The sequence below is a fragment of the Nitrosopumilus sp. S6 genome (genome assembly GCF_054515815.1).
On record NZ_JBTNRI010000007.1, the window covers coordinates 50,994 to 76,819 of the forward strand.

20 protein-coding genes and 1 tRNA gene are annotated in these 25,826 nt (G+C 35.2%); 13 read left to right on the forward strand and 8 right to left on the reverse strand.

The features are described from left to right. Positions 1 to 36 precede the first annotated feature (36 nt). The 6 genes from ACX12B_RS06325 (at position 37) to ACX12B_RS06350 (ending at position 12,845) form a co-directional block, all read left to right on the forward strand. Complete coding sequence (locus ACX12B_RS06325; RefSeq protein ID WP_459353195.1) at positions 37 to 5,184, forward strand: hypothetical protein; 5,148 nt, start codon at positions 37 to 39, stop codon at positions 5,182 to 5,184. Positions 5,185 to 5,291: 107 nt separating this feature from the next. Beyond that, positions 5,292 to 6,260, forward strand: coding sequence for a methyl-accepting chemotaxis protein (locus tag ACX12B_RS06330; protein ID WP_459353196.1), 969 nt, complete (start codon positions 5,292 to 5,294; stop codon positions 6,258 to 6,260). Between the two features lie 31 nt (positions 6,261 to 6,291). Continuing rightward, positions 6,292 to 10,101: a S8 family serine peptidase gene (locus ACX12B_RS06335; RefSeq protein ID WP_459353197.1), complete on the forward strand. Its 3,810-nt coding sequence runs from the start codon at positions 6,292 to 6,294 to the stop codon at positions 10,099 to 10,101. A 43-nt stretch (positions 10,102 to 10,144) separates the two neighbouring features. Continuing rightward, complete coding sequence (locus tag ACX12B_RS06340) at positions 10,145 to 10,750, forward strand: twin-arginine translocation signal domain-containing protein (protein WP_459353198.1); 606 nt, start codon at positions 10,145 to 10,147, stop codon at positions 10,748 to 10,750. Then, positions 10,734 to 12,329: a cytochrome b gene (locus ACX12B_RS06345; protein ID WP_459353199.1), complete on the forward strand. Its 1,596-nt coding sequence runs from the start codon at positions 10,734 to 10,736 to the stop codon at positions 12,327 to 12,329. The genes ACX12B_RS06340 and ACX12B_RS06345 overlap by 17 nt, the downstream gene beginning before the upstream one ends. A gap of 51 nt (positions 12,330 to 12,380) precedes the next feature. Further along, positions 12,381 to 12,845, forward strand: coding sequence for a cupredoxin domain-containing protein (locus ACX12B_RS06350; RefSeq protein ID WP_459353200.1), 465 nt, complete (start codon positions 12,381 to 12,383; stop codon positions 12,843 to 12,845). Here the strand turns inward: ACX12B_RS06350 and ACX12B_RS06355 are convergent. The 4 genes from ACX12B_RS06355 to ACX12B_RS06370 all read right to left on the reverse strand — a co-directional run bounded on the left by ACX12B_RS06355 (position 12,842) and on the right by ACX12B_RS06370 (position 15,450). After that, the gene (locus ACX12B_RS06355) at positions 12,842 to 13,192 is read right to left on the reverse strand and encodes a hypothetical protein (RefSeq protein ID WP_459353201.1); all 351 of its coding nucleotides are present in this window, start codon (positions 13,190 to 13,192) and stop codon (positions 12,842 to 12,844) included. The genes ACX12B_RS06350 and ACX12B_RS06355 overlap by 4 nt on opposite strands. A gap of 40 nt (positions 13,193 to 13,232) precedes the next feature. Then, positions 13,233 to 13,307 (reverse strand) — tRNA-Arg (locus tag ACX12B_RS06360). Between the two features lie 33 nt (positions 13,308 to 13,340). Next, positions 13,341 to 14,204 carry a DNA-3-methyladenine glycosylase family protein gene (locus tag ACX12B_RS06365; protein WP_459353202.1) on the reverse strand — a complete coding sequence of 288 codons (864 nt, stop codon included), beginning with the start codon at positions 14,202 to 14,204 and terminating at the stop codon, positions 13,341 to 13,343. Next, entirely contained in the window at positions 14,185 to 15,450 is a 1,266-nt protein-coding gene (locus ACX12B_RS06370; protein WP_459353203.1) for an MBL fold metallo-hydrolase, read from the reverse strand. The genes ACX12B_RS06365 and ACX12B_RS06370 overlap by 20 nt, the downstream gene beginning before the upstream one ends. Before the next feature lie 113 nt (positions 15,451 to 15,563). Between ACX12B_RS06370 and ACX12B_RS06375 the strand changes: the two genes are divergently transcribed. Continuing rightward, positions 15,564 to 15,776: a hypothetical protein gene (locus tag ACX12B_RS06375; RefSeq protein WP_012215921.1), complete on the forward strand. Its 213-nt coding sequence runs from the start codon at positions 15,564 to 15,566 to the stop codon at positions 15,774 to 15,776. A 140-nt stretch (positions 15,777 to 15,916) separates the two neighbouring features. Next, entirely contained in the window at positions 15,917 to 16,219 is a 303-nt protein-coding gene (locus ACX12B_RS06380) for an ATP-binding protein (protein WP_014963910.1), read from the forward strand. A gap of 39 nt (positions 16,220 to 16,258) precedes the next feature. On the opposite strand, the gene tgtA is transcribed toward ACX12B_RS06380, so the two are convergent. Together tgtA and ACX12B_RS06390 are read right to left on the reverse strand one after the other, a co-directional pair. Then, positions 16,259 to 17,770 (reverse strand): tRNA guanosine(15) transglycosylase TgtA, encoded by a 1,512-nt coding sequence (gene tgtA / locus ACX12B_RS06385; RefSeq protein WP_459353204.1) that lies wholly within the window; start codon positions 17,768 to 17,770, stop codon positions 16,259 to 16,261. Between the two features lie 31 nt (positions 17,771 to 17,801). Continuing rightward, positions 17,802 to 18,344 (reverse strand): adenylate kinase family protein, encoded by a 543-nt coding sequence (locus ACX12B_RS06390; protein ID WP_459353205.1) that lies wholly within the window; start codon positions 18,342 to 18,344, stop codon positions 17,802 to 17,804. A 72-nt stretch (positions 18,345 to 18,416) separates the two neighbouring features. Between ACX12B_RS06390 and ACX12B_RS06395 the strand changes: the two genes are divergently transcribed. Continuing rightward, on the forward strand, positions 18,417 to 19,604 hold the full coding sequence (locus tag ACX12B_RS06395) for a redox-regulated ATPase YchF (RefSeq protein ID WP_459353206.1): 1,188 nt from the start codon (positions 18,417 to 18,419) through the stop codon (positions 19,602 to 19,604). 1 nt (position 19,605) lies between these two features. Next, positions 19,606 to 20,589 (forward strand): KEOPS complex N(6)-L-threonylcarbamoyladenine synthase Kae1, encoded by a 984-nt coding sequence (gene kae1 / locus ACX12B_RS06400; protein ID WP_459353207.1) that lies wholly within the window; start codon positions 19,606 to 19,608, stop codon positions 20,587 to 20,589. Here kae1 and ACX12B_RS06405 read toward each other — a convergent pair. Beyond that, on the reverse strand, positions 20,586 to 20,909 hold the full coding sequence (locus ACX12B_RS06405; protein WP_459353208.1) for a hypothetical protein: 324 nt from the start codon (positions 20,907 to 20,909) through the stop codon (positions 20,586 to 20,588). The two genes, kae1 and ACX12B_RS06405, sit on opposite strands and share 4 nt — an antisense overlap. Before the next feature lie 37 nt (positions 20,910 to 20,946). Between ACX12B_RS06405 and ACX12B_RS06410 the strand changes: the two genes are divergently transcribed. Both ACX12B_RS06410 and rdgB read left to right on the forward strand, forming a co-directional pair. Then, on the forward strand, positions 20,947 to 21,567 hold the full coding sequence (locus ACX12B_RS06410) for a KEOPS complex kinase/ATPase Bud32 (RefSeq protein WP_459353209.1): 621 nt from the start codon (positions 20,947 to 20,949) through the stop codon (positions 21,565 to 21,567). Further along, positions 21,551 to 22,117: an RdgB/HAM1 family non-canonical purine NTP pyrophosphatase gene (rdgB, locus tag ACX12B_RS06415; protein WP_459353210.1), complete on the forward strand. Its 567-nt coding sequence runs from the start codon at positions 21,551 to 21,553 to the stop codon at positions 22,115 to 22,117. Before ACX12B_RS06410 ends, rdgB begins: the two co-directional genes overlap by 17 nt. Here the strand turns inward: rdgB and twy1 are convergent. After that, positions 22,077 to 23,105 carry a 4-demethylwyosine synthase TYW1 gene (gene twy1 / locus ACX12B_RS06420; protein ID WP_459353211.1) on the reverse strand — a complete coding sequence of 343 codons (1,029 nt, stop codon included), beginning with the start codon at positions 23,103 to 23,105 and terminating at the stop codon, positions 22,077 to 22,079. The two genes, rdgB and twy1, sit on opposite strands and share 41 nt — an antisense overlap. Positions 23,106 to 23,300: 195 nt before the next feature. On the opposite strand from twy1, the gene ACX12B_RS06425 reads away from it, so the two are divergent. Next, a complete protein-coding gene (locus ACX12B_RS06425; RefSeq protein WP_459353212.1) occupies positions 23,301 to 25,679 on the forward strand; it encodes a thrombospondin type 3 repeat-containing protein in 2,379 nt (792 codons plus the stop codon). The last annotated feature ends 147 nt before the right edge of the window (positions 25,680 to 25,826 follow it).

A 25,826-nucleotide genomic window follows, 5' to 3' on the forward strand; every position in this document is an offset into this window, starting at 1 on the left:
GTTAAATACTAACTTTGAAGAAAAAATTACAATAACATGAATAACGAAATAGGACGTAAAATAACTAGTCTTACATTAATGACAATTATGGTTGCCGGTGGATTGACATTTGCAGTTCCAGGTGTAATGCCTGCTGCACATGCAGCCAACGCCAACCTATTTGTTTCCGCAGAAAACTCACAATTTGATAACTACATGTCAGGACCCCAAGTAATTGAGGTTGTTGTGATTGATTCAGACATTAATGATACAGATGAGGCAAAAGGTGAACCAGACGTTACAGTAAACGGTAAGATTCTGAGAATGACTCAAGCCGTAGACGGTAACTGGTATGGTTACTTTGCTGATAGAGATCAAGCATCCATTGCAGATTCTACTGCAACCACTAAAGGCATAGGATTAGACTTTGGTACCCTATGTGCAACAGGAAGTACCACAAACACCTTCGTTGGTGTTAGTGTTGCTGATACCGACGGTATCGCTGTTCCACTAGGTGGATTATCAGGTAGTATTGGTGCTAACGGTTCTTCAACCGGTGGCGCACTAACTGTACAATGTGCAGCTACAACTGGTAACACCACAGGTCACCTCAATGTTGTAAGGGAAGCAAAAGATGTTAACACTGCAATAGATACTTCTAGCACTGATCTGATTGGACAAATTGGTATCTCTGATGCCGATGTATGGCCATTCATTCAACTCTATGAGCTAAACCCAACTGGTAACGTCGTCGTACAATATAACAAAGGTGGTGGTGTTCAATCAACAACACTTACTTTTGATACTGTCGAGGGCTATGCCAACATATCATTAGATAGAACTGTATACCCACGAGGTGCACAAGTACACGCTACTATTACTGATTTATGGTTAAACATTGACCCAACAGACGAAGACTCTTGGACATTTGGTACAATTACTAATGGCTCTGCCACTACTAACTACCAAATATTCAATGAAAACGGCGTCTCAGTAGGTAATGTAACTGATAATATTGATAGTACTGTAACTGACCTTTTAGGAAGCTTAATGTGTGAAGATAATTGTATTTTACTATTTGATCCAGACGTTCAAAACACAGGTAACGTCGTTACTATCCAAGATAATGGTGATAGTAATGTTCAACTAGTTAACTCCGAAACTGATACTGATGATCCAACGAAATTCGGTATTCCATTTGGAGCAACTGGTTCAGATGAGATCATGCAAGGTAAAATCCCAATTACAATCACAGAACAGGGACCAAATAGCGGTGTATTCGGTACTTATGATGAGTCTGATAAATCCGTACTCAAAGTAATCAATACTGCAAAGAGGGGAACCTCTGCATCACTTGATTATAATGAGACCCCAACAACAATTCTTGTAGGCTTTGGCTTTGGTTCAGTTGACATTCAACCAGTAGATGATGAATGGACCTCTGGTGAAGAGATTCCAGTAGTAATCGTCGACAGTGATGCCAACAAGAACAGTAGAGCAGATGAAGATTTAGATGCTAACAACGTAAACGTTGACTTAATTCCTTCCTTAAGAACAGGTGATCCATTTACACTAGCTGAAGGTTCAACTAGTGATGATGCAGCAATCAATGCATTTGGTTCATCTGATGATATCACATTCGCTACTCAAACAGGAGCAGAATCAACCATTACTGGTTTGTCTTCTTCTACTAACAGTACAATTGATATCGCTGTAGAAAAATTCAGCAAGAGAGGAATTCTAACGTTTAACGAGACAGATACAACATTAGAAACAATAGTAATTGATACCGGTGTTAATGCAGATGAGCTCAAAGCAACTTTGCTAGATACTAGATCAAGTGCTACTGTTAGATTGTTCGGATTTAACCTCTTAAATCTTGATTTAAGAAGTATTTCTACAACAGCTACTTATGATGTATATCTTCTAAACTCTACAGCAACAATTGTAGATGGTTCTTCAAGTGATCACGTCTTCCAAAAAGGAAAAGAAGTAAATGCATTCATGATTGCAGATGGTGTTGCAGCCCAATCATTAACTTTAATGAATGGAACCTCTGGCACTATCACCTATAGCAATGTGATGGCAGCAGTACATGATATGGATGACACTGATAAAATTGGTTTCGCAATTGATATTCAGTCTCCTGTATCTGTAGCTTCAACAACCAAGGAAGCAGCAATTATTGATATCTTCTCATTCGGTTTTACTGATGATGGTTTACAAACCTCTGAAAGAGTTGCAAACCAACTCATTAGAATTGAAGCAGAAGAAACTGGTGATAACACAAGCACATTCGAGGGTTCCCTTGAATATGTAATGCTTAACCAACTCAATATACTTGATTCAACAACCTATACCAGTCTAACTCCAATCGCAGATGATCCTTCATTTGTTGTAATTGAAGATTTGACCGATGAAGATGCTCCAAGAGTCAATTATCTTGACTTAGGTGCAGACGGTGTTTCAACACAAGTTGCAGATCAAGAAGAAGCCCCAAGTCACAGTGGTGTTGTATCATTTGACAGTGATAGTTACAAAATTGCAGATACAGTTACAGTTACTTTAGAAGACTTAGATCTTAACACAGATTCTGATCTTATTGATATCTATACCGTAGTCACAACTGATGGTGATGCCAACGAAGATGCAGTAGGAAGTGCAACTGTTGCAAACAGTGGTACCTCTGTATTGCTAAAGAATGGCGAACAATTAGGTAGATTACTTGATATCACATTTGATGACGAAAGATGGACTAACAACTCTTGTACCTTTGGTTCAGGTGTTGACAAACAATTAGGAGACACTGGCTTTACTCTAGTTGAAACAGGAACATCAACTGGTGTATTTGTTGGTGACTTCCAAATTCCATCACAATGGTGTTCTTCCAGCAGCACAACTCTCAAAACCACAACTGGTAATGATATTGAAGTCAACTATGTTGACTTCAGAGATGCATCTGGTGAAACCATTGAAGTCGGAGACAGTGCAGGCGTTCGCGCTAACACTGGTTCAATCAGCTTAGACAGAACTGTTTACCCAGTACCATTTGGTGTTCCAAGTGACTTTACTACACAGTCAAGCACTACATCACCAAACGGTAGAGCAATATTCCCAATACATGCAACAGGTATTGGTGGAACTGGAATTACCAGCAACACCAACGCACTTGATGCTGGTGAATTTATTGACTCTGGAGATCTAACTGTCCACATTAGAGTAAATGATCCTGACTTCGACATATCCGCATCCGGTGAGGACGAAATTGCACAAGATACTGCAGCAGCAGCATTAGGACCTGTAAAGATCTCTGTTATCAGAGGTTCTAACACAGTAATCCTAGCATATGCTGGTGGTCCAGCCGCACAAACTGGTACAATTGATACTGATGGTTCCTCTCTAACATCTGTTAGAGAATTAGGTCCAATTGGCGAAATTGCCCCAGATGCAGGAATATTCGAAATTGACTTTACTATAAGATACACTGATGGTCCAGCATCAACCAGCTGTCCAAGTACCACAAATTCATGGACTGCAATCAATGGTGATGCTACTAGCAACGAAGATGATAGATTTGATACCGCCGCATCTACTGGTGATTATTGTATCCTACAAGGAGATATTCTCCAAGTAGAATACACTGACCCAGAAGATGCATCTGGTGATGTCAACACTGTCACTGACTCTGCTACCTTTGACCTAAGAAACGGTGTATTGCAATCCGACAAATCAGTTTACATTATTGGTTCCGACATGATCTTAACACTCATTGAACCAGACTTTGATCTGGACAATGATGCTGCTGAGACTTATGACTTGGACTTAATCGAATGGGACTCTGATGCCGCAACCGTTTCCATGGGAAATGCTGATGGCCAAGGAGGTAAATTCGACCCAGAACCAACAGAATTGAGAGAAACAGGTGACAGCACTGGTATCTTCCAGATTGTTGTCGAAATTCCTGAAGAACTCGATAATGACAAGTTAGAAAGAGGAGAAGAAATTGTCCTCGAGTATACCGACTGGGGTCCATCTGGATCTGATTATGTAGGTGAAGAAGATGAAGATGTCAACTTGACAATCTACACTTCTAACTTCGGAGCAACTGTAGAGCTTGACCAAAAAGTTTACACATGGACTGACAAAGTTTACATCACAATTGTCGCACCAGATCACAACTTCGACAGTGACTTAGTTGACGAAATTGGAAACACTGATGAAGACCCAATTAAGGTCTCCACTAGAGGATTCGATATTGACAACTATAAACTCGTTGAAACTGGTACTGACACAGGCATCTTTACTGGTGAAGTAATCCTCACAGGATTTAGCCATGATGCTGATGGTGATGGTAACAATGACATTACCACTGGTACTGCCACTGGTAATGGTCCAACCGATGGTTTACTTCCAACTGATGATGATGACGGACTTACAGTCTCCTTTGAATTCTCAGAGGATGAAACCGTAGTCGGTTCAGCATTAATTAGATGGAACATTGGTGAAGTTCAGTGGCTTGAAGCAAGCTATCCAGCAAGCGGAACAGGTGTTGTAAGAGTAATTGATCCAGACATGAACTTAGATCCAGAAGCAGTCGACAACTTCGATGTCGATGTGTGGTCTGACTCCGATGCCGGAGGTGTTGACCTAACTGTAACTGAGACTAATGAGGCAACCGGAATCTTTGAGGGAACTGTGTTCTTCACAACCCTTGATGAATCATCTGGTCACAGACTCAGAGTTTCAGAAGGTGATACAGTCACCGCAGAATATGAGGACAACACACTACCTGATCCATACACAACTGCAGATGAACTTGATATTACTGCCACTTCACTAATTGGCACTGTAGTACCACCTCTCGAGAGAGCACCAGCTGCTAACTTGAGAACCGTTGATGCATTCGGTAACAGCTTAGATTCTGTTTCCGTTGACCAACAGGTACAAATCAGCGCTGACTTAGCAAATGGTCAGGATAGAGAGCAATCATTCGCATACTTGGTACAGATTCAGGATGGTAACGGTGTTACAGTCTCACTAGCATGGATTACAGGTTCACTATCTGCTGGTCAATCATTCAGCCCAGCTTTATCATGGATTCCAACTAACGCAGGAACATACACTGCTACTGCATTTGTTTGGGAGTCTGTTGATAATCCTACGGCATTATCACCACCAGTTAGTACAACTGTCAACGTAAGCTAAAACTAGTTCACATTATCCTTTTTTTCTTTTTTTGAATCCTTCTTAACGTAAGTTATAGACAATTTTTCCAGAAGTAATATCTAGGAGTAGATCTGCAATTAGTTAAAATGAAATTTAATATTTTGTTTCTGATTTTTTCCATATTGCTTATAATTCAAATTCCAAATTCTTATGCAGAACTTGATTTGTTTACTAACAGTAAAGTCTATGCACCATCTCATAATCTTCAAGTTTATGGAACTGGTTTGCCTGAAGAAAATTTAATTTTAAGACTATTTGCACCTGATGAAACTATTGCAAAGTTTGATCAACTTACCACAAACAAAGATGGTTCATTTAATTATTCTTTATTGACGTGGCCACAACCCTCAACAAACTTTCCTTATGGTACGTATACTGTTGAAGTAATTAGTACTGAACAAAATGGAATATCTAAAAAAATAGATGTAAAATTTTCAGAAACCACTGATTTACTTGACGTTCCAGTTGAAAGAATTGTTAATACACTAGTCTTTGCACCCGAAACTGCAGCAATTAATCAACCAATTAGAGTATTTGTACAAACAACAAGTGATGGATTACTTATAGGAAATGACCCAAAAAAATTACTTGGAACTACACATGTTCATCTTCCCTCAGGAATTTCTGTAACTTTAACTAATTCTTTCAAAACACTCCATCAAGGATTATACTATGTTGATTATACTCCAATTGAAGAAGGCACTCATGTATTTCATGTTGTAGCATTTAGTCAAGGAACAACATCTCACGGTTCTGCTGCAACTAATGTTTTAAGCCAAGACTTGGGTGGAATATCCCAACAAATAATTCGTTTAAACACAATTTTAGATGACACGTCTAAAGAGTTAGATGTTTTAAAATCTGAAATTGAAGGATTTGATAATACATTAGAAACTGCAAGTAATAAAATCGATGAAAGTACGGGAACCATTTCTACTTCTGTAGAATTTATTAGTGAAGCATCTTCTCAACTAAACTCATTATTATTTCCAATTATTGCATCCATTGGAATTATTGTTGCTTTACAAATTGCTATTCTAGCTCGAAGAAGATAGTTATAATAATACAAAAAACAAAAACTCTTTGATGCCCAAAGCGGCTATTTTCTTTTCAATTCTTCTTTTATCAAGTTTTTTGACAAATTCATATGCATTTACTGGTGATGATGTATCTTTACAGGATAATATCCTTGAAATTGAATTTAATTCTCAAATCATAGATGTTGATTCAAAATTTTTTACTGAAAACAATTTTAAACGTTATTTGATTTTTGGAACAAACACTCAAAATTCTGATTACATAAAAAATAATTCAATCTATGGAGTACAATCTGATCATGGATTTTTTTATGTTTCACTTTTATCTGAAAAAATTGCTTCATTGTTATCAACACAAGGCATTCATGTGATTGAAGATTCCAAACTTGAATTCCACTCATCAAATAATCTCATATTAGATGCATCAAGAATTGGTGAGATTACTGGCTCAAGTAATGCAAAACAAAATTACAATGCATCAGGAAATGGTACTGTTATTGCAATTGTAGATACTGGTGTTGATTTTTCAAATCCTGACATCCGACATTCTCTTGCAAGAGATGAACTTAACCATCCAATTATGCTTGATCCTGATGGACAAGGAATTGTTTTAACAAATTCAACTTTTTTTGCATATATTGATAAAAATAATATTATTCGAAACTACAGCAAACCTATTCCAGAACACATGACCTCTTCTGCATATGTAACCAAAGAAGGAGTGTTTCTTGATCTTGCTCAAGGGGGAAAAGGAAGTGATATTCAAATTTACAATTCATTTTTTCCACAAATTGGTTCATCTCCAATTTTTAAAGGAACATTAGATAAAGATATGAAAATAGGACAAGATAATAGAAATTACATAAAATCAAAAAGTGGTGAATATCGTCTTGGTGTAATATATCAGGGTGGACTAAGTGGACCTCTGGCAAAAATTCAAGTAGTACCTGTTCTTGTAGTTGATTCCTTTATCCCTGGTGTGTATGATACAATAATTCCTGACATGAGTACTTCATGGGAAGATTATACTCGATTTAGTTTGCCTCCAGGTCAAAAACCAAATTATGATTTTGATTTCACTGATGAAAAACCAATTGTTTTGGGAAGTGGTAATGAGTTTCTTGTTTATGATTCAAATGATGATGGAAAAATTGATTATAGTGCAGGAACAATAGGTGCACAAGTTTTAGATGTTTATGGTGTTATTCGAAATAACTCTACTGCAATTGATGATACATTAAATGCAATTAATGGTACTCTTTTACCTTCATTTGATCCTGATGGCCAATTTTTTGGCATCATGACTGATTTTATGGGTCATGGTACTGCCAGTGCTGCATCTATAACTTCTCGTGGACAAGAAACATACGATATTTACAATGATACTAAAAAATATTCAATAACAGGTGTTGCACCTGATGCAAAAATTTTACCTGTAAAAGCATTATGGTTTGGTGATACAGTTTATGCATGGTTATGGTCTGCAGGATTTGAAAATGAAAATAATAATTGGAAGTTTTCAGGTAAACCTAAGGCTGATATAATTTCTAATAGTTGGGGAGTTTCAAATTTTCCATCATTTAAATCTGCACCTGGAATGGATGTGTTATCTTTAATTCAAAGTATACTTGCAACTCCTCATTCACTAGATGATAATTATCCTGGAGTTGTAATGGTATCTAGTGCTGGAAATTCTGGTCATGGTTACGGAACAATTGGATTACCAAATGCATCACCATTTGGAATAGCGGTTGGGGCTACTACGAACAATGTCTTTGTTGGATATGGTCCATTCAAAGATCAACCTAGATTTGGTAATTCAACTAATCATTATAATCACGTAGTTGATTTTTCAAGTAGAGGCCCAACACCGATTGGTGATCCAAAACCTGATGTGATGAGTATTGGTGCTCATGGATTTGTTCCGTCAAATATGATAAAAACCAAAAAAGATTCTCGAGATGAATCTTTTTCATTGTTTGGAGGAACAAGTATGGCTGCCCCGTTAGTTTCTGGGAGTGCTGCAATATTGATTGAAGAGATGAAAAAACAATCTCAAAACTATGATCCCTTTATGATAAAAAATATCTTAATGTCTACTGCAACTGATATGAATAACGATCCTTTTACTCAAGGTTCCGGTTTAACAAACATTAATTCTGCTTTAGATTATGTTCATGGAGAAAATGGCGTGTTTGTAGTAACTAACGAAAACTCTTATGATAATATTAAAAAAATTCTTGAACCTTCAATTGAAAACTTTAATCATACCGCCATAGGCTTTGAGAAATTCAAACTTCCATCACATTCACTTCCTATGACTAGTTGGTTTGGAGGACAATTAATTGCAGGAGATAGAACTACTGCAACTTTTACCATCACTAATCCTACTGATAATGAAATGTCAATTGAAATAAAATCAAAAACATTGTCTCTGATTAAACATACTCAATTTAATGGGACAACACTTCCTCGTCAACAAGATTCTATCATGAACAAAACTGATGCATTTATTCCAAATTATGTGAAATTATCTGATGTAAGACCTCATGAAGAATTAGGAGATTTTTTTAATGAAGAAAATCCTATACCTGATGACTCTTCTTTAATGATTCTAAATGTGAATTTCCCTTTTGAACAATTTATGAATAATACTTCTGATGTTTATGCTGATGACATCAAAATTTCTTCATTATACTTGTATGATTGGCTTGATAACAATAATGATACAAAAATTACTAGTGATGAACTCTCTCTGGTTAACAGAGGAGGTTCTTGGGGAACTGTTCAAGAAATAAGAATTTCAGAACCAAACGAAAAGTTTGATGGTGTTCCATTAGTTGGTGTTTATCCTGTTCCAACACGATATTCTTACTGGTTAGGAAATACAAATCAAAATTCAACTTCAATGGATTATACCATTTCTGCAAGTTATTATCAAAATGATAAATGGTCAATGTTATGGCCTGAGTCTGAAACGATAACTGTTCCACCTAATGATGTTTCAACAGTGGATGTAACTTTGGTTACTCCAAGTGAATTAGAAACTGGAGTGTATCAAGGGTTTTTGAATTTTCAAAGTGATATGCATGAAGTAAATGCACCAGTATCATTTGTAATTAAAGAACCTGTGACAGAAATTGATTCTACAATTGTAATCAAAGGAAAACAAAGTGATAACATCATTTACGGAAATGGCTATACAAAAGGTGCATTTGATATGGTTAATCGTTACATGGCAGGTGATTGGCGACAGTATTACTTTGATGTGCAAAATGAATTTGTCAACACTGCAGCTATTGAACTTTCCTGGACTAATGATGATACAAATCTAGCTGTATTTGTTATGGATCCATTAGGACGAATTATTCAAACTAATGTTCCATCTGGTGTCTTTGGACATTTCCTTGGATGGCCATCACTTGATTGGTTAGGAAATACTCCATTTAGTCAAGGTGGTGGATTTTTCCCAGTGAAGAATAAAGATGATACATCAACTGTATTGTATGTCCCAATTAATCAAACTGGTACTTACACATTATTGACACATTCTACATTATTTGGAGGAAATTCTACAACTGAACCAATTACACTTGCAGCCAAATTTACAAATATTTCCTCTGAAGTAATATCTCAAAATATAGAAATCATAACTGAAGATGAAATATCTTCAGACTTTGAAAAATTTACTGAAAATCAAACTATTCCAACTGAAGAAAAATCTAGTTCCAAAGAAATCACTGTTACATCTGATGACTCTGATTCTTTACTTTTTACAGGAATTGGAATAGGTGTTGCTATTGGGATTGCGATCGGAATTGTTTCCATTATTATAATTCGACAAAAACCTGCAAAGTAACTGAACAAGGTTTATAAGCAATTTGGCGAGTACGTCAGCTTGAATGTCAGAGGTGGGGACAAAAAAGTCTGCCGGATTATCCCGAAGAGACTTTCTAAAGTTGATGGGTGCCGCAGGAACTGGTTTAGCTTTTGCTCCATTTGTCCCATTTGGTAATTTCATGCCAAACCCCAATCAGGCTTCCCTTGAAAAAGTACCTGTAATTCTACCTGATGGCACTCAAGCAAACATTAACACTTATCCAATTAATCATGCTGAAGTCATTACTTATCCTGCAACAGGTGATGCAGCACTTGATGCTGAAGCATTTCGTAAATGGCAATTCATTAGACTACCTGAAGAATTAGGCGGTGGAAAAAATGATGTTTCTGCATTTAGAGCTTTTAGTATGATTTGTCTTCATCTTTGGTGTCTGTGGAAATACTGGCCTGATGATGGAAGAAAAAGAGGTGAATGTCCTTGTCATGGAAGTATGTATGATCCAGTTTCTGGAACTGCATTTGTTGGTCCTGCATCTGTACAAGCTGCACCATCAAACACTTTACCTAAACTAACTTTGGAAGCTGATGCTGATGGATTGGTGTATATCTTGCCACCAAAGTTTAACGCAAATGAAAATGGAGTAATTGGATATGGCCGTTTCGCTTGAGCCAAGAAGAAATGGTGTAGTAGAGTTTCTCTATTGGCTATGGGAAGGTGTAGATAGAACTATTTTTACTGCAATCAAGTTTTCATTCCCTGCAAGATTTGTAAGTCCTTTTGGATTTTTGGGAATGCTTACATTCATTGTATTCATTATTTTGGGAATTTCAGGAGCACTGCTCATGTTTTACTATCAACCGATATTGGACAGAGCATGGGATAGTGTTCAATTCATCAATGATGAAGTTCCATTTGGATTCCACATTAGAAACATACACTATCATGGTTCTAATGCAATGGTACTCTTAGCTGTTCTTCACATGTATTATCAATACTTTAGTGGAAGATACAAAATTAGAAATGAAGTCTTGTGGATGACTGGCGTTATTTTAGGTGTTGTTACTATCTTAGAAGCATTTACTGGATATGATGTTATCTTTTCTGAAAGAGCAGAACTTGCAATTAGTATTGCAGCGTCATTAACTACATCAATTCCTATAGCGGGTCCTGTTATACGCGATGCGGCGTTGGGTAGTGGTTTCTCGGACTTTGTATTAAGATTCTATGCACAACATGTGTTCTTGTTACCAATTGTAATGCTTGGATTGATGGCCGTTCACTTTCCAAGATTCTTGGTATTTGATGTACCAATGGTAATGGCAATTGGTGGTGCAATTTTGATTACTGGCGGTGTCTTCCCTATTGATTTGGGATTCAAGTTTGAGCCTACCGTACCGCCTGGTGTTACTGTACCTGAATGGTATCTGACTGGAATTTACGCTTTCATGAGAACGCAATATGACAAGTTTGTAACTGGATTACTGTGGCCTTTGATATTCATCATATCGTTTGTATTGATTCCATTTATTGATAGATACAAGAAATTCTCTTGGAGAGAAAGACCAATCATTACTGCATTTGGAATTACTAGTCTTGCACAAATTATGGTAACCACATACTGGGGATTCTACATCTCACCGGACATCTCAATACCATTAGTTGAACGTTTGGTAATAGATCCAGTATTCTTCTACAGTGTAATGATATTGTTAGTTCCTATGAGCTTTGGATTTACATACATGATGATTAAACTTGCAAATGAAGCAGAAAGAAAATCAAAATTAGCAAAGAGTACTGGTCCAAAGAAAGTTGCAACCTTAAACTTGTCTGAAAAATGGATTAATTGGTTACTTGTAGCATTACTAGCATTCCAAGTATTCCTTAACATTGCAGCATACAATGCCGCCATAACTGGAATGAATAACATATCATTATTCTTCATTGGACTAATATTGATGGTGTTTGCAGGATTCTTCCATATCTACCGATATGGAATGAGCGAACAAAAGAATGCACCTCCGGCTCCTCCAGTTCAAGTATCTGATGAGAAGCCAAAACTAGTCGAACCTGAAGAATCTTCTCAACCTGAAGAACATGCAAAACTTCCAGAAGGTCAAACTGCTGCAGATAAACCTGAAGAGAAACCTATTGCTCCAGAAGTTTCTACACCAAAAACTCAAGCTGACTTGGGAGTTGGTGCAGACAATAATCTAAATCTTGGTACTGGTGATCTCAACAAACCATGATCTCAAAAATTTCAAACAAGCTTTATAAGAACTTGGGAGACGAAAAAAATTATGAGTAGTCCTACATCTAGTCATGCATATGGAATTGGACTTATTGCATTATTAGTTGGATTATCTGCATCTGTAGTCTTTTACACTTCATTTTATCTTCCTGAATCTTTAGCAAAACCATCTGTATCTGATCACATTTTACATCCTGAAGAAGAATTTTTCTTAATTGAGATTGTTCCAGGTGCAGTTATAGAAGGAAACGACAATTATGTTCCAAACAAACCGACGGTTTTGCTGACATTTACAAACAATGTTAAATGGATAAACAATGATGATACTGCTCACACTGTAACTCCTGATCATAGGTATGCAGATGGTTTTAGTGGTGACTTTGGTTCTCCTGGAGTAATCAAACCTGGAGATTCATATGAATTCTTATTTACAGAACCAACTGTACTTCATTACTTCTGTCAGCCTCATCCATGGATGAAAGGTGAAATCTCAATAGAGAAGAGCAGATTCTAGATAGAATATTTTGCAAAAATTATCTGACTTTCAATTTCTTTATGTTGCTCAATAATTGATGCTCTAAATTTCACTTCATATTCTTGAGTTGGCTCAAATTTTATTACTGCAGTAAATTCTGCTTTATCTTCTGACATGACATCTTTGTTGATAAATAATCTTGCAACATTGTTAGAAATGGTTTTTCCATTGTATGATTTGTAGGTGATGTGCTCATTTGAATCCAAAATTTGTGTATTGATAACTACTCCGTCATATCTTCCTGGATATGACACAGAAATTGTCCCTATTATTTCAGAATTTGGATGAATTTCAGTTGAATTTAACTTGAATTCTATGTCTTTCACAAAAACACGTCTTCTGATTAGAATAAATAATTTTGTTAAGCGGGCCCAAAGGGCTTCGATCCCTTGACCATTGGATTAGAAGTCCAACACTCTATCCATGCTGAGCTATGGGCCCAAAAACCTAGCAATTAATTACCATTTTAAGGGTTTACAGCCACTTTTTTTGGTAATTTTCTCTTTCCATTTTAAAGAGAAATTGTTGTGCATATCCTGCATATGGGCCAAAATAATCTACAATCTTTTCATGCAGAATATCATATTGTTTTTCTGTAATTGTTTTAGTTTCGATGTGGAATTTTTTTGTATAGTATTTTTCTAAAATTCTAATCATCCATCTATCCAAAGGAAATGATTCTAATTTATCAAGAGAAAATAACAAGATACAATCTGCAACTTTGTTTCCTATTCCTGGAATGATTCTAATTTTCTCTTTTGCATCAAAATAACTTCTTGATTTCAAATCCTCAATTGTAATTTTTTCAGAAGCAATAATCTTTGCAGCTTCTTTTATGAACTTTGCACGATATCCCACCCCACAATTTTTAATTTTATTAATTGATGCTTTAGAAAGGGTTTCTGCGTCAGGAAATAGGAAAAATTCTTGATTTTTGTATACAACTCTTTCCCCAAATTCTTGTGATATATTTTCTAGATTAGTTTTAATTTTTTGAATATTGGAATTTGATGATACAATAAATGAAATTAAACATTGGAAAGGATCTTGTTTTATGATTCTTAATCCTGGATATTTTTTTACAGCATTTTTTACTATTTTGTCCTTGGAAATTGATCTAATTATCTCACCAAAATTATCATTATTTCTAAAAAAATCTGTTTTGTAATTTTTCAAAGACTTTATTTTTCCATTTTTGTCTACTTGAAGAACATCTTGTCCGTTAACTCCGTACCAAAATTCTTTATTTTTTCTCCAAAGAAAAACTTGACCACTATTAATTGAATTTTCAACATCTATTGATTGATTAATTTGCAATTCAGACAGTAATCTCTTCATTGACTGCAGGAGAATGTGCTTCTAATCCAAATTTTTCATGAATTTCTCGTGCAAATAAATCGCAAGATTCAGAATCCCCGTGCACGGTTAACACTTTAGGATTCCCTTTAATTTTTTTAATCATATCAAATAATTCATTCCTGTCAGCATGACCTGAAAATTCAAACTGTTTGACTTGTGCAGTAACATTGATGTCTTTTCCTCTAGATGATACCGTTCCTGTTTCTAGTAATTTTTTACCTGGAGTACCTTCCCCTTGGTAGGAAACAAGTGCAATTCCATTTTTGTCATCAAACGCTAGATGTTGTAGATAGAAAACAGCATTTCCTCCAACCAACATACCTGCAGGTGAAATTACAACACATGGTTCGTCCATCATACGTTTTCTTTCACCATGATCCGTAATTGCAGTTGCTCTTTTGATTGCATCAGAAAATACTTTGGGATCTCGTAGATATTCTGGATGTCTAAACATTATCTCATTTACCTTTAATGCCATTCCATCCATGATGATTCTGTGTTTGAAGTTTGCATTTCTTAAAATACATGCAATCTCTTGAGAACGTTCAACTGAAAATGATGGAATGAATAAAATTCCTTTTCTATCCATTACTTCATTTGCAAATTCAATTAATTCTGTCTCTGACTCTTTTCTTGGTTTTTGTTCTGTCATGGCATATGTGCTTTCAGTTATTAACATGTCAATTTCTCCAATATCTAAGTCCATTTCACGAAGCATTCTTGAACCATTTGTTTTGATATCTCCTGTATAGAACAGCCGTTTACCTTCAGATTCCACTAATACAGTAGCACCACCAATTACATGTCCTGATTCTCGTAACTCAAATGTCGCATTACCTTTGGTAATTTTTTGTTTGAATCCAATCTCTTTTGCATTTTTCATCATATTGTTTAATTCAGGTATGTCAAATGGATGTGAATTTTTTTCAATTTTTAGCATATCTTCAATTAGTAATTTTGATAAATCAAATGTTGGTGGTGTTGCATAAACATCCGTATTACCACTTACAAAAAGTGATGGAACATTTCCAGAATGATCCAAGTGAGCATGAGTGATAATTATTGCATCCAAATCCTTTGGCTTTACATGAATGGGATATTGTGGAGGTGTTCCTCTTCTGCCAAATAATACTCCGTAATCAAGTAAGAGATTTGTTCCATTACAATTTACTAAAAAGCCTGATCTGCCTACCTCATTGGCAGCTCCTAAAACTTTAACGTTCAAGAATTAGAATGATTTTTCATCTACGTTAAAACCTTCTTGAAAATTAGCCGATCATTATGCATAACATAGAATCTTCAAAAGCTTTAATTAGTGCAAGCTAAGATCCGATCCTCATGGGAAGAAGCTTCCAAGAATGGTTAGGACAACAAGATCAAGCCGTCGTCGCTAAAACACGTGCTGGTGACGAAGCAAACAAACCGCTCCTAAACCAAATTAACTGGATTTGGGTTAACAATCTGATGAATCAGAAAGCAGACCTTAATCCATCTTCTGCAGAATTACTTGACTGGGTTACTTCTGGTCAAATAGACGCAATGAGAAAATAAACGTGATAATCACGTTATCTTTTTGTTTTTTAAATTTTTGAATCTGGATTCTGCACATACTTTTTGTCGATCAAATTTCATAACAGGGTTATGAATATCAATCATGGTTTAAATAGTAACCAAGCATTCTTAGTTTTGTAATGCCAATAGCAATACTTCCAGACATTGATGAACAAAGATGTATCGGATGTGCACTATGTGTAGAAATCTGTACAACTCTTGGTCCTGATGTCCTTAGAGTAAAACCAGTTGAAGGCTGGAAGAGAGGTAAAGCATTTGTCTTTTACCCAGAAAGATGTATTTCTGATGGTGCATGCATCGGTGTATGCCCAACAAAATCAATCTTTTGGATGAGACCAATGAATTACACTGCTGGACAACCAGTACCTCTTCACAAAAACGGTGTCTTCATCAACGGTTGGGCAGAAGACGCAGCACTATAAGGCTGAATCTTTTAGCACATTCTTTTTTCTTATTTTTAATTACGAAAAAGATTTTTTCTTGATATTTTTTGGTAATATTTTTACAAAATGTTTTAGGAATTCATCTTCTTTGTTGTATCGAATTTCTGAAAATTGATTGTTATTAAAAAATGTCTTCCATGTTTTTTCAAATTCTGTAAATTCTTTAGGATCAAAATTCATTCGTGATGTTTCATGATGTGCGGCAGGGAAAATATCTGAAATCTCAATTGGGATTAATCCAAGTTGGGGATTGTATTGACAAATCTGAGTTTCTTCAAAATCTTTGAGTTTCTTTGATAGATTTACAAATTGATGTGATAGGTAGCCTGGCTTGGTAGATGATTCTTTTATGATTAAGAGTTTCTTTTTATTTGATTTGAATTTCCTTACTATTTCATGAAATGATTGTACTTCTGGTCTGAATTGATCTTCTTTATCAAATAGAAAAATTGCTCTTTCTTTGAATTTTGGTGTTCCAATTCTTAAAAATTCAGCATTTTCTGTCATAACTTCTATCATCTCAAATAATTTTGGATGTGCCCTTGCTTTCTTGATAACATATTCCCATAATCTGCCTTCGTGTATTGCTTGTTTGACCTTGTCTACTTCTAATTTTATTGCATGAAGATTATGAATAGCAAGTTGATTGATTTTTTCAGTAGATTCTAACTGTCGCAATTCATCTGGAGTATACTTTGTACATATCTCACAATTACATGGAAAAACTACAATATCTGATAAATTTCGAGTTCCATCTTCCGTTATGTACCTATTTTGTTTGGCATATAGCATGTATGATGCAGAATCAAATGTATCACAACCTAATGCTACTGCAAATGGAATAGTTAGTGGATGTCCTGCACCAAATAGATGTAATGGTATGTTGTGTGGAATCTGTTTTTTTGCTGCAACAATCATTTGAGCTAATAATCTGTACTCATATGACTCCATAAATTCAACTGGACTACCTAATGCTAACATTCTGTATCCCATTTTGAGTAAACCTTTTGTTGATTTTGCAACAAGATCAAAATGTTCTCCACCTTGAATTGGACCAATCCAAATCTGTCCGTTGTCTTTACTGTCTTCAATAGTTTGTTTACACACTTTGAGAGTATGTTTAACATATGCTTCTGCTTTTTTTATTGGAAGTCCAAATCCTGTTGGTTTGTCTAATGGTATTGCAAAATCTGTCATGATACCTTGTTCAAAATTTGCCATCTCTGTTGGAGTTACTGGAACATCGCCGTACTCTAAAACTTGATACCCTCCAGAATCTGTCATTACTCCTCTATCGTAATCAATAATTTTGTGAATTCCTTTTTCTACTGCTTTTTCTCCATAATTATTTCTAGTAATGTATGCATTTGTAATTACTAAATCAAAACCAATCTCTTTGATCTTTTTTGAAGGAATTGTTTGTTTTACTGGATGAATCACTGGAACATATGCTGGAGTTTCAATTTTTCCATGATTTGTTTCTATTTTACCTATACGGCCTGCCAAATCTGTTTTTGATATTTCAAACAAGTATCTTTTCAAATTAAAAGGCGTTATTTAATCAATCAACAAAAAATTTTTTCAAATCATTATTTTTGGTAACTAATTCTAGCCAATCCACTTCTTCTGAATTGTCTGAAATTATTGATTCTATTTTTTCTATAACTTCCTGAATACTTTTTTCAGTTACATTAATTTGGATAACTTTGTCTTGAAATTGGTTTTTGGCATCATATGTGATGACTCCCAAAATCTCACTACTGGCATTTTCTTTACTTTTTTTATCTGAATACCCTCTTTCGTTATAGACTTTGATCAAATCATATGGATTGCGTCTCAAAACAATAACCTTGTTAATTTTTTCTTTTTCTAAAACATAAGGTGCCAAATGTCCTATTATGATACATTTGTTTGAAATTTTTTCTTTAAGAATTTCTTGGAGTTTTTTAGTGTCTACGTCATTTGATTCATCATTTTTTTCAAATAACCCAGAATTTTTTGCAACCTCGTTAATGTCTATTACATCTAGTTTTGATTTTTTAGCAAGTTCTTTTCCAATAGTATGTTTACCTACACCTGGAGTACCAGTAATGACTATTGACATATGCTAAATTAGAAAGGTGGTGATTAAACGATTTCTGCAATACTAATAAGTAGAATTAAATTTTTGAGATCATTGCAAATTGGTCTTTTAGGTAAAGCAAATGTAGGCAAATCCACTTTTTTCTCTGCTGCAACTGAAACTCCTGTAGCTTCGGGAAATTTTCCATTTACAACAATTGAACCCAATATTGGAGTTGCATATGTTAAAGCTGATTGTGCTTGTAAGCATTTCAAAATTGAACATCAAAATGATCTTTGTGTTAACGGAACTCGATTTATTCCTGTAAAACTAATTGATATTGCTGGATTAGTTCCAGGAGCTCATGAAGGAAAAGGTTTAGGAAATCAATTCCTTGATGATGCAAGACAAGCTGAAGTTTTGATTCATGTTGTTGATATTGCTGGTACCACTGATATTCAAGGACAACCTGTTCCACCTGGAACTCATAACCCTCTTGAAGACGTAGAGTTTGTTCAAGATGAATTTGATTTGTGGTTTGCTGATATTTTAAAACGTGAATGGGATAAAATTACAAGAGAGATTCATCAGAAAAGAGCAAAACTTACAGATGGAATTGCAAAACGATTTACAGGTTTAGGTATCAAAGACTTTCAAGTACAAGATGTATTGCAAAAACTAGGTTTTATCTCACGAGATCCAAAAGAATGGACTGAAGATGATATTGTTGAATTTGCGCGAGAACTACGAAAAAATACAAAACCTATGGTCATTGCTGCAAACAAAGCTGATTTGTGCCCTGATCTTGAAATTATCAAGAAAATCAATAATGATGTAATTCCTTGTAGTGCAGAAACTGAATTATTGTTAAGAAAAGCATCAAAGGCTGGTCTAGTGAATTATTCATCTGGTGATGAAGGATTTACAATTGCAGAAGGAAAAGAGATTGCACCTCCACAACAAAAGGCACTTGACTTGGTCAAATCTGTGTTTGAAAAAATCCCCTCCACTGGAATTCAAAAAATTCTCAATACTGCAGTTTTTGATTCATTGAATTTCATAGTTGTCTATCCTGTTGAAGATGAAACTAAACTTACTAACAAAGATGGTGTAGTTCTTCCTGATACAAAACTACTTCCTCAAGATTCTACTGCAAAAGATTTGGCTGGATTGATTCATGCTGATATTGCAAAGGGGTTCTTACATGCAATTGACTGTAAAACCAAACAGAGAATCAGCGGTGATCAGAAACTAAAAAATGGTGATGTGATTAAAATTGTATCAACACTAAGTAGGGGATAATATGCTAGGATTAGGAATTGAAAGTACTGCTCATACATTTTCTTGTGCAGTTATAGAAAAAAAAGGCAAAAAAGGAAAAATTTTATCTGATGTTAGAAAAATTTATCGTCCTGCTGATGGAGAAGGCATTCATCCACGAGAGGCCTCAAGACATCATATTGAAAACAGTTCTTTGGTTTTATCTGAATGCCTTGATGAGGCAAATATCAAAGTTAATGATTTAGATATTGTATCTTATGCTGCTGGTCCTGGTTTGGGACCGTGCTTGCGTGTTGGTGCTGTAGTTGCAAGATCATTGGCATCATTTTACAAAATTCCAATCTATCCTGTCAATCATGCATTAGGTCACATTGAATTAGGAAAACTACTAACTGGTGCAAATAATCCTCTAGTTCTTTTAGTGTCTGGAGGTCACACAATGCTTTTAGCATTTCTCAACAAACAGTGGAGAGTATTTGGTGAAACTCTGGATATAACTTTGGGGCAACTATTAGATCAATTTGGCAGATCAATTGGTTTTGCTTCACCTTGTGGAAAAAATATTGAAGAATTGGCAACAACATCTTCAAACTATGTTCCACTACCATACTCTGTTAAAGGGAATGATGTTTCGTTTTCTGGATTATTGTCTGCAACAAAATCTATAGCAAAAAAAAGTAAAGTTGATGCATGTTATTCTATCCAAGAAACTGCGTTTGCAATGATTGCAGAAGCAGTAGAGCGTGCACTATCTTTTACAAGAAAGAAAGAACTGATGATTGTAGGTGGTGTAGCAGCTAACAAAAGACTATCTGAAATGTTGCAAGATGTGTGTAAACGACATGGTGCAAAATTCTATGTTGTTCCTTTGAAATATGCTGGAGATTGTGGTAGTCAAATATGCTGGACAGGACTTTTGGAATCTCAAATCAAAAAAGGTGTTTCCCTAAAAGATACTTTTGTTACACAGTCTTGGAGATTAGATACTGTTAAAGTAAATTACTAGTTTTTGTAATTTTTAACTGCCTCATCAATACTTTTGAGCCAATTTTTTGTATTAAACACACCAAACTTGTAGGTCTTTTCACCTTCATCTGTTTTTACAATAAAACATACTTTTTTCATAAGTAATCCTTCTTTCCATGTTTTAGTTACATTGTCTAATGTGACATCTAAGATGGTATCCCCCATGTGTTTTGAAAAATCCATCATTCTTGCTCTAGTTTTATCAAATGCTAATCTCTTGTTAGTTAATGTAAGAATTCCTGAACCTAAAACATCTTCACTACAATCTTCTTGTTTTAGTCTTTTTTCACCATCTTCCATGATTAATTTTTATTGAATTCATTTGAATATAACGTTAATGAAATTAATCAAAAAAGGCGCAGAAGCTGATATCTATCAAACTGTATGGCAAAACTCTAACGCTATTTTGAAAATCAGAAAGATCAAAAACTATCGAAATTCTTCACTTGATTTTAAAATACGTAAACAACGAACAATCAAAGAATCTCAAATAATTTCACAAGTTAAATCATTTGGTATTCCTGCACCTCTTGTCTATTTTGTAAATTTGAAAAATACATCAATCATTATGCAAGAAATTCCTGGAAAACCTGTTCATGATTTGTCTGAATCAAAGATAATCCAATTATCAAAAACAATTGGAAAACTAGTTGGTATGCTTCACAAAAATGGTATTATGCATGGAGATTTAACCACTTCAAATTTCATCTTCTTCAAAAATAATGTCTATGTAATTGATTTTGGTTTATCTCAAAATACTATCAAACCTGAAGATTATGCAGTTGATCTAAGACTAATCAAGGAAATACTAAACAGTGCTCACGCAAAAATTATGATTCCTGCTTGGAAAAATTTTCTACTTGGATACAAATCTATAGTTGGTAATGCCAATTATGTGAAAATTACTAAATTAGTATCAGATATAGAAAGTCGTGGTAGGTATGCACAAGTTGTTTGATCTATATTTTGTATCCTCAAATCCTCACAAATACAAAGAAGCCAAAACTATTCTAGATTCATTTGGGATAAAATTAGGTTTTTTTAAATTAGATTTGGAAGAAATTCAATCTAGTTCTCTAAAAGAGATTGCAGAAAAAAAAGCAAAAGATGCTTTTTCAAAATGTAAAAAACCAATACTTATTGAAGATGATGGCTTGTTCATAGATTCTTTGAATGGTTTTCCAGGTCCTTACTCTTCATATGTGTTCAAAACAATTGGCAACAAAGGAATTCTAAAACTTGTTTCATCAAAAAGAAAAGCAAAATTTGTTTCAATCATTACTTATTGTGATAAAAAAATTCTTGAATCATTTAATGCAAAACTAGATGGTACTATCTCAAAATCTCAAAAAGGTAAAGGTTGGGGATATGATCCGATATTTGTTCCAAAAAATTCTATGAAAACTTTTGCAGAAACTGATCACAAAAATGAATTATCTCACAGATTCAAAGCGCTAAAAAAATTTTCTAACTGGTATTTGCATAAGCTGGAATCCAGCGGTCGATAAATCTTTCATTATTTTGTAAGATTGAGATTCTTGAAACAATACTTTCATCCATAACTGAAAATATTTCACTTTGTTTTGCAACTTGTTCGCTAAATCTTTTTACTTCTTCCATCTCTAACATGTTTGAATGCTCTAGTCTATTTGTGGAACGTCCAATATGCATGTAAGATTTTATTTCAATAAAGTGTGGACTTGATTCTTTGAACATTTTAGCAAATGCTGGAATCATATCTATTCTATCATTATAGCCTCTAATCAGAGTTATACGTAAAACAGTTCTTGTATTGAGATGTTTTAACATACCAAGTGTTCTATTCCATCTTTCCCATGAATCGTCATACTTTGGTTTGTTAATTTTTAAAAATGATTCATAGTCTGCAGCATTAGTTGATAAATACAACTGTGTTGGAAGTGCATCTTCATCTTGTAGTCTTTGAATCATGTCTGGTTCTTGACCATTTGTAACAAGAAAAATTGATTTTGTTGCTTCAAGTGATTTTAGATATTTTATCAACTCTGGTAACTTTGGATACATTGTCGGTTCTCCTGAGAGTGAAATTGCATAGTGGCTAGGAAGTAATGATTCATCTAATCTCTGTTTGTCGTTTCTTGAATCTCCATAATATCCATTGATCAGTTTTTTTCTTTCAGCCATTAGTTTAGTTAAGATATCTTTAGGTTCTGCAACTTGTTCTGGTTTCATTTCTAGTGAATCATAAAACTCCATTGGTCTCCAACAATACACACAACGATTTTCACAATGCATTCCAGCTGGAGAAAATTCCATACATCTATGAGTTGAAATTCCATAAAACTTGTGTTTGTAGCAACTGCCTTCATGTTTGAATGATTTTTTTGTCCAATGACATAACTCTACAGTAGAGTGATCAGAAACTCCATACTTTGCTTTTTTTAATTGCGCAGTAATTGCAGGTTTGATCTGAATTAGTTGTTCTTCTCCCTCAACTACTTCACCTGAACAACTCATAAGTCCAGATCCTGTTTTGGTTTACTTAAATTGATCGAGTTTTCTACCGCATATTGAAAATTTTCCCAAAACCTTTGGTATTTTTAGTCAGATTTAGAGTGAGGTTTAATAACTGGATCCTCAGGAATATTTTAGGCATTGAAGAAAATACATACTTTACCATTCCTATTGTTACTAATAACGACTTTAACCAGCATGCCTGTCAATCCTGCTTTTGCAGCAAGTGATTTGGATAAGGATGGAGTTGATGATTCTGTTGATTTATGTCCTAACCTAAAGGAAGATTATTTGGAAAATATTGATGGTTGTCCATCAAACTTTGTTCCATGGTATGATGAAGACTATGATGGAATAGAAGATCACATTGATCAGTGTCCTAGCCAAAGAGAACGATACAATGGATTCCAAGATGAAGACGGTTGTCCTGATATTTCTCCTCAAGGCGGACCAGGTGGCTTGCCTGATTCTGATGGTGATGGATTCGTTGATACAAAAGATTTGTGTCCAAATCAACCTGAAACTTTTAACGGAATTTTAGATACAGATGGCTGTCCTGATGACTTTGGCTCTGGTGACAGAGATAGAGACGGTGTACCTGATGCAGTTGATCAATGTCCTCTAAATCCTGAAACTTACAACAGATTCCAAGACTTGGACGGTTGTCCTGATTCTGTTAATGATCTTGCTTTTAGAGATATTGATAATGATGGAATAAAAGATTCACTAGATTTGTGTCCTACTGAACCTGAAGTGTTTAACAATTACCGAGACAATGACGGTTGTCCTGATGTTGCACTTGATACTACATTTAATGATAAAGATGGTGATGGAATAGCAGACAAATTTGATATTTGTCCTAATGAACCAGAAACTTTCAATAGGTTTGCTGATTATGACGGCTGTCCTGATTCACTTCCTTCATTTGTTGGTTCACTGAACGATGCAGACGGTGATAGAATAAAGGATATCGATGATGCGTGTCCGTTAGAACCTGAAAGATATAATGGATTCCAAGATGAAGACGGCTGTCCTGACATTCCTCCATATTCTAGTGATAAAGATTCTGATCTTGATGGTATCCCAAACAGTATTGATCAATGTCCTACTGTAAAAGAAACTTACAATAAATTCCAAGATGAAGACGGCTGTCCTGATTTTGTTGCAGACAATAAAGGATTAACTGATACTGATGGTGATGGTATTATTGATAACAGGGATTTATGTCCAAACCAACCTGAAATTTTTAATGGATTCCAAGATAGAGACGGTTGTCCTGATTCTTATGGTACTGGTGATCGTGATTTAGATGGAATCATTGATGCACTTGATGAATGTCCACTTTCAAAAGAAACTTACAATAAATTCCAAGATTCTGACGGTTGTCCTGATGCCACTACTAATCAATTGTCATTTGATTCTGATGGTGATGGCATATCTGATTTGAATGATAAATGTCCTCTACAACCTGAAACAGTAAATGGGTATAAAGATCTAGACGGTTGTCCAGATCTTGCAGTTGCAGATTCTGATGGTGATGGTATTAGAGATACTTTAGACCAATGTCCATCTGAACCAGAAACTTGGAATAGACACAATGATCATGACGGTTGTCCTGATGTTTCCTCTGAATCTGATTCAGATTATGATGGTATTTTAGATTCTGTGGATGAATGTCCATTAGAGCGGGAGCGCTATAATGGATTCCAAGATGAAGACGGCTGCCCAGACTATCCTGATTTTGTTACAAGTTTAGATTCTGACTTTGATGGCATACCAGATAAGATTGATCAATGCCCATTAGTTCCAGAGACTTACAATAAATTCCAAGACTTGGACGGTTGTCCTGATTCTGTATCTGACAACAAGGGTGCCCCTGATACTGACGGTGATGGTATAAATGACTATAATGATCATTGCCCAAATCAACCTGAAACTTATAATGGAATTCTAGACCGAGACGGCTGTCCTGATGATTACATTCCACGTAGTGATAGGGACCAAGACGGTATTCCTGATTTTATAGATGCATGTCCATCTGCAAAAGAAACTTGGAATAAATTCCAAGATGATGACGGTTGTCCTGATACTATAACTAAATCATTTGTAGTAGATTCTGACAATGATGGCATACCAGATAAGATTGATCAATGTCCACTAGTTGCTGAAAATTATAATGGATTCCAAGATGATGATGGATGTCCAGACGTTGATGACACCCAACCTGATTCAGACGGTGATGGAGTTCCAGATGTAATGGATATGTGTCCAACTCAACAAGAAACTTGGAATAGATATGTCGATTATGACGGTTGTCCTGATGTACTTCCACTTGGAAACATGACTGTTGATTCAGACGGTGACGGAATAAATGATGATGTTGATATGTGTCCTAATCTAAAAGAAACCTGGAACAAGTATCTTGATAAAGACGGCTGCCCAGATATCGTACCTGAACAATCAAGATACAAACACGATTCTGATTTAGATGATATCCTAAATGAGCATGACTTGTGTCCTCTTGAACCTGAAGACTATGATGGTGATAAAGACGATGATGGATGTCCAGATCCTTAGGTGTGTTTTAGGATGAAACAAAATTATCTTTTAGGATTTTTAATTCTACTTACGCTAACAATTGGAATGTTTCCAAGCAGTGTATTTGCAAATGTAGCACTTGATTCAGACGGTGACGGTGTTCCAAATTCTGAGGATCAATGTCCT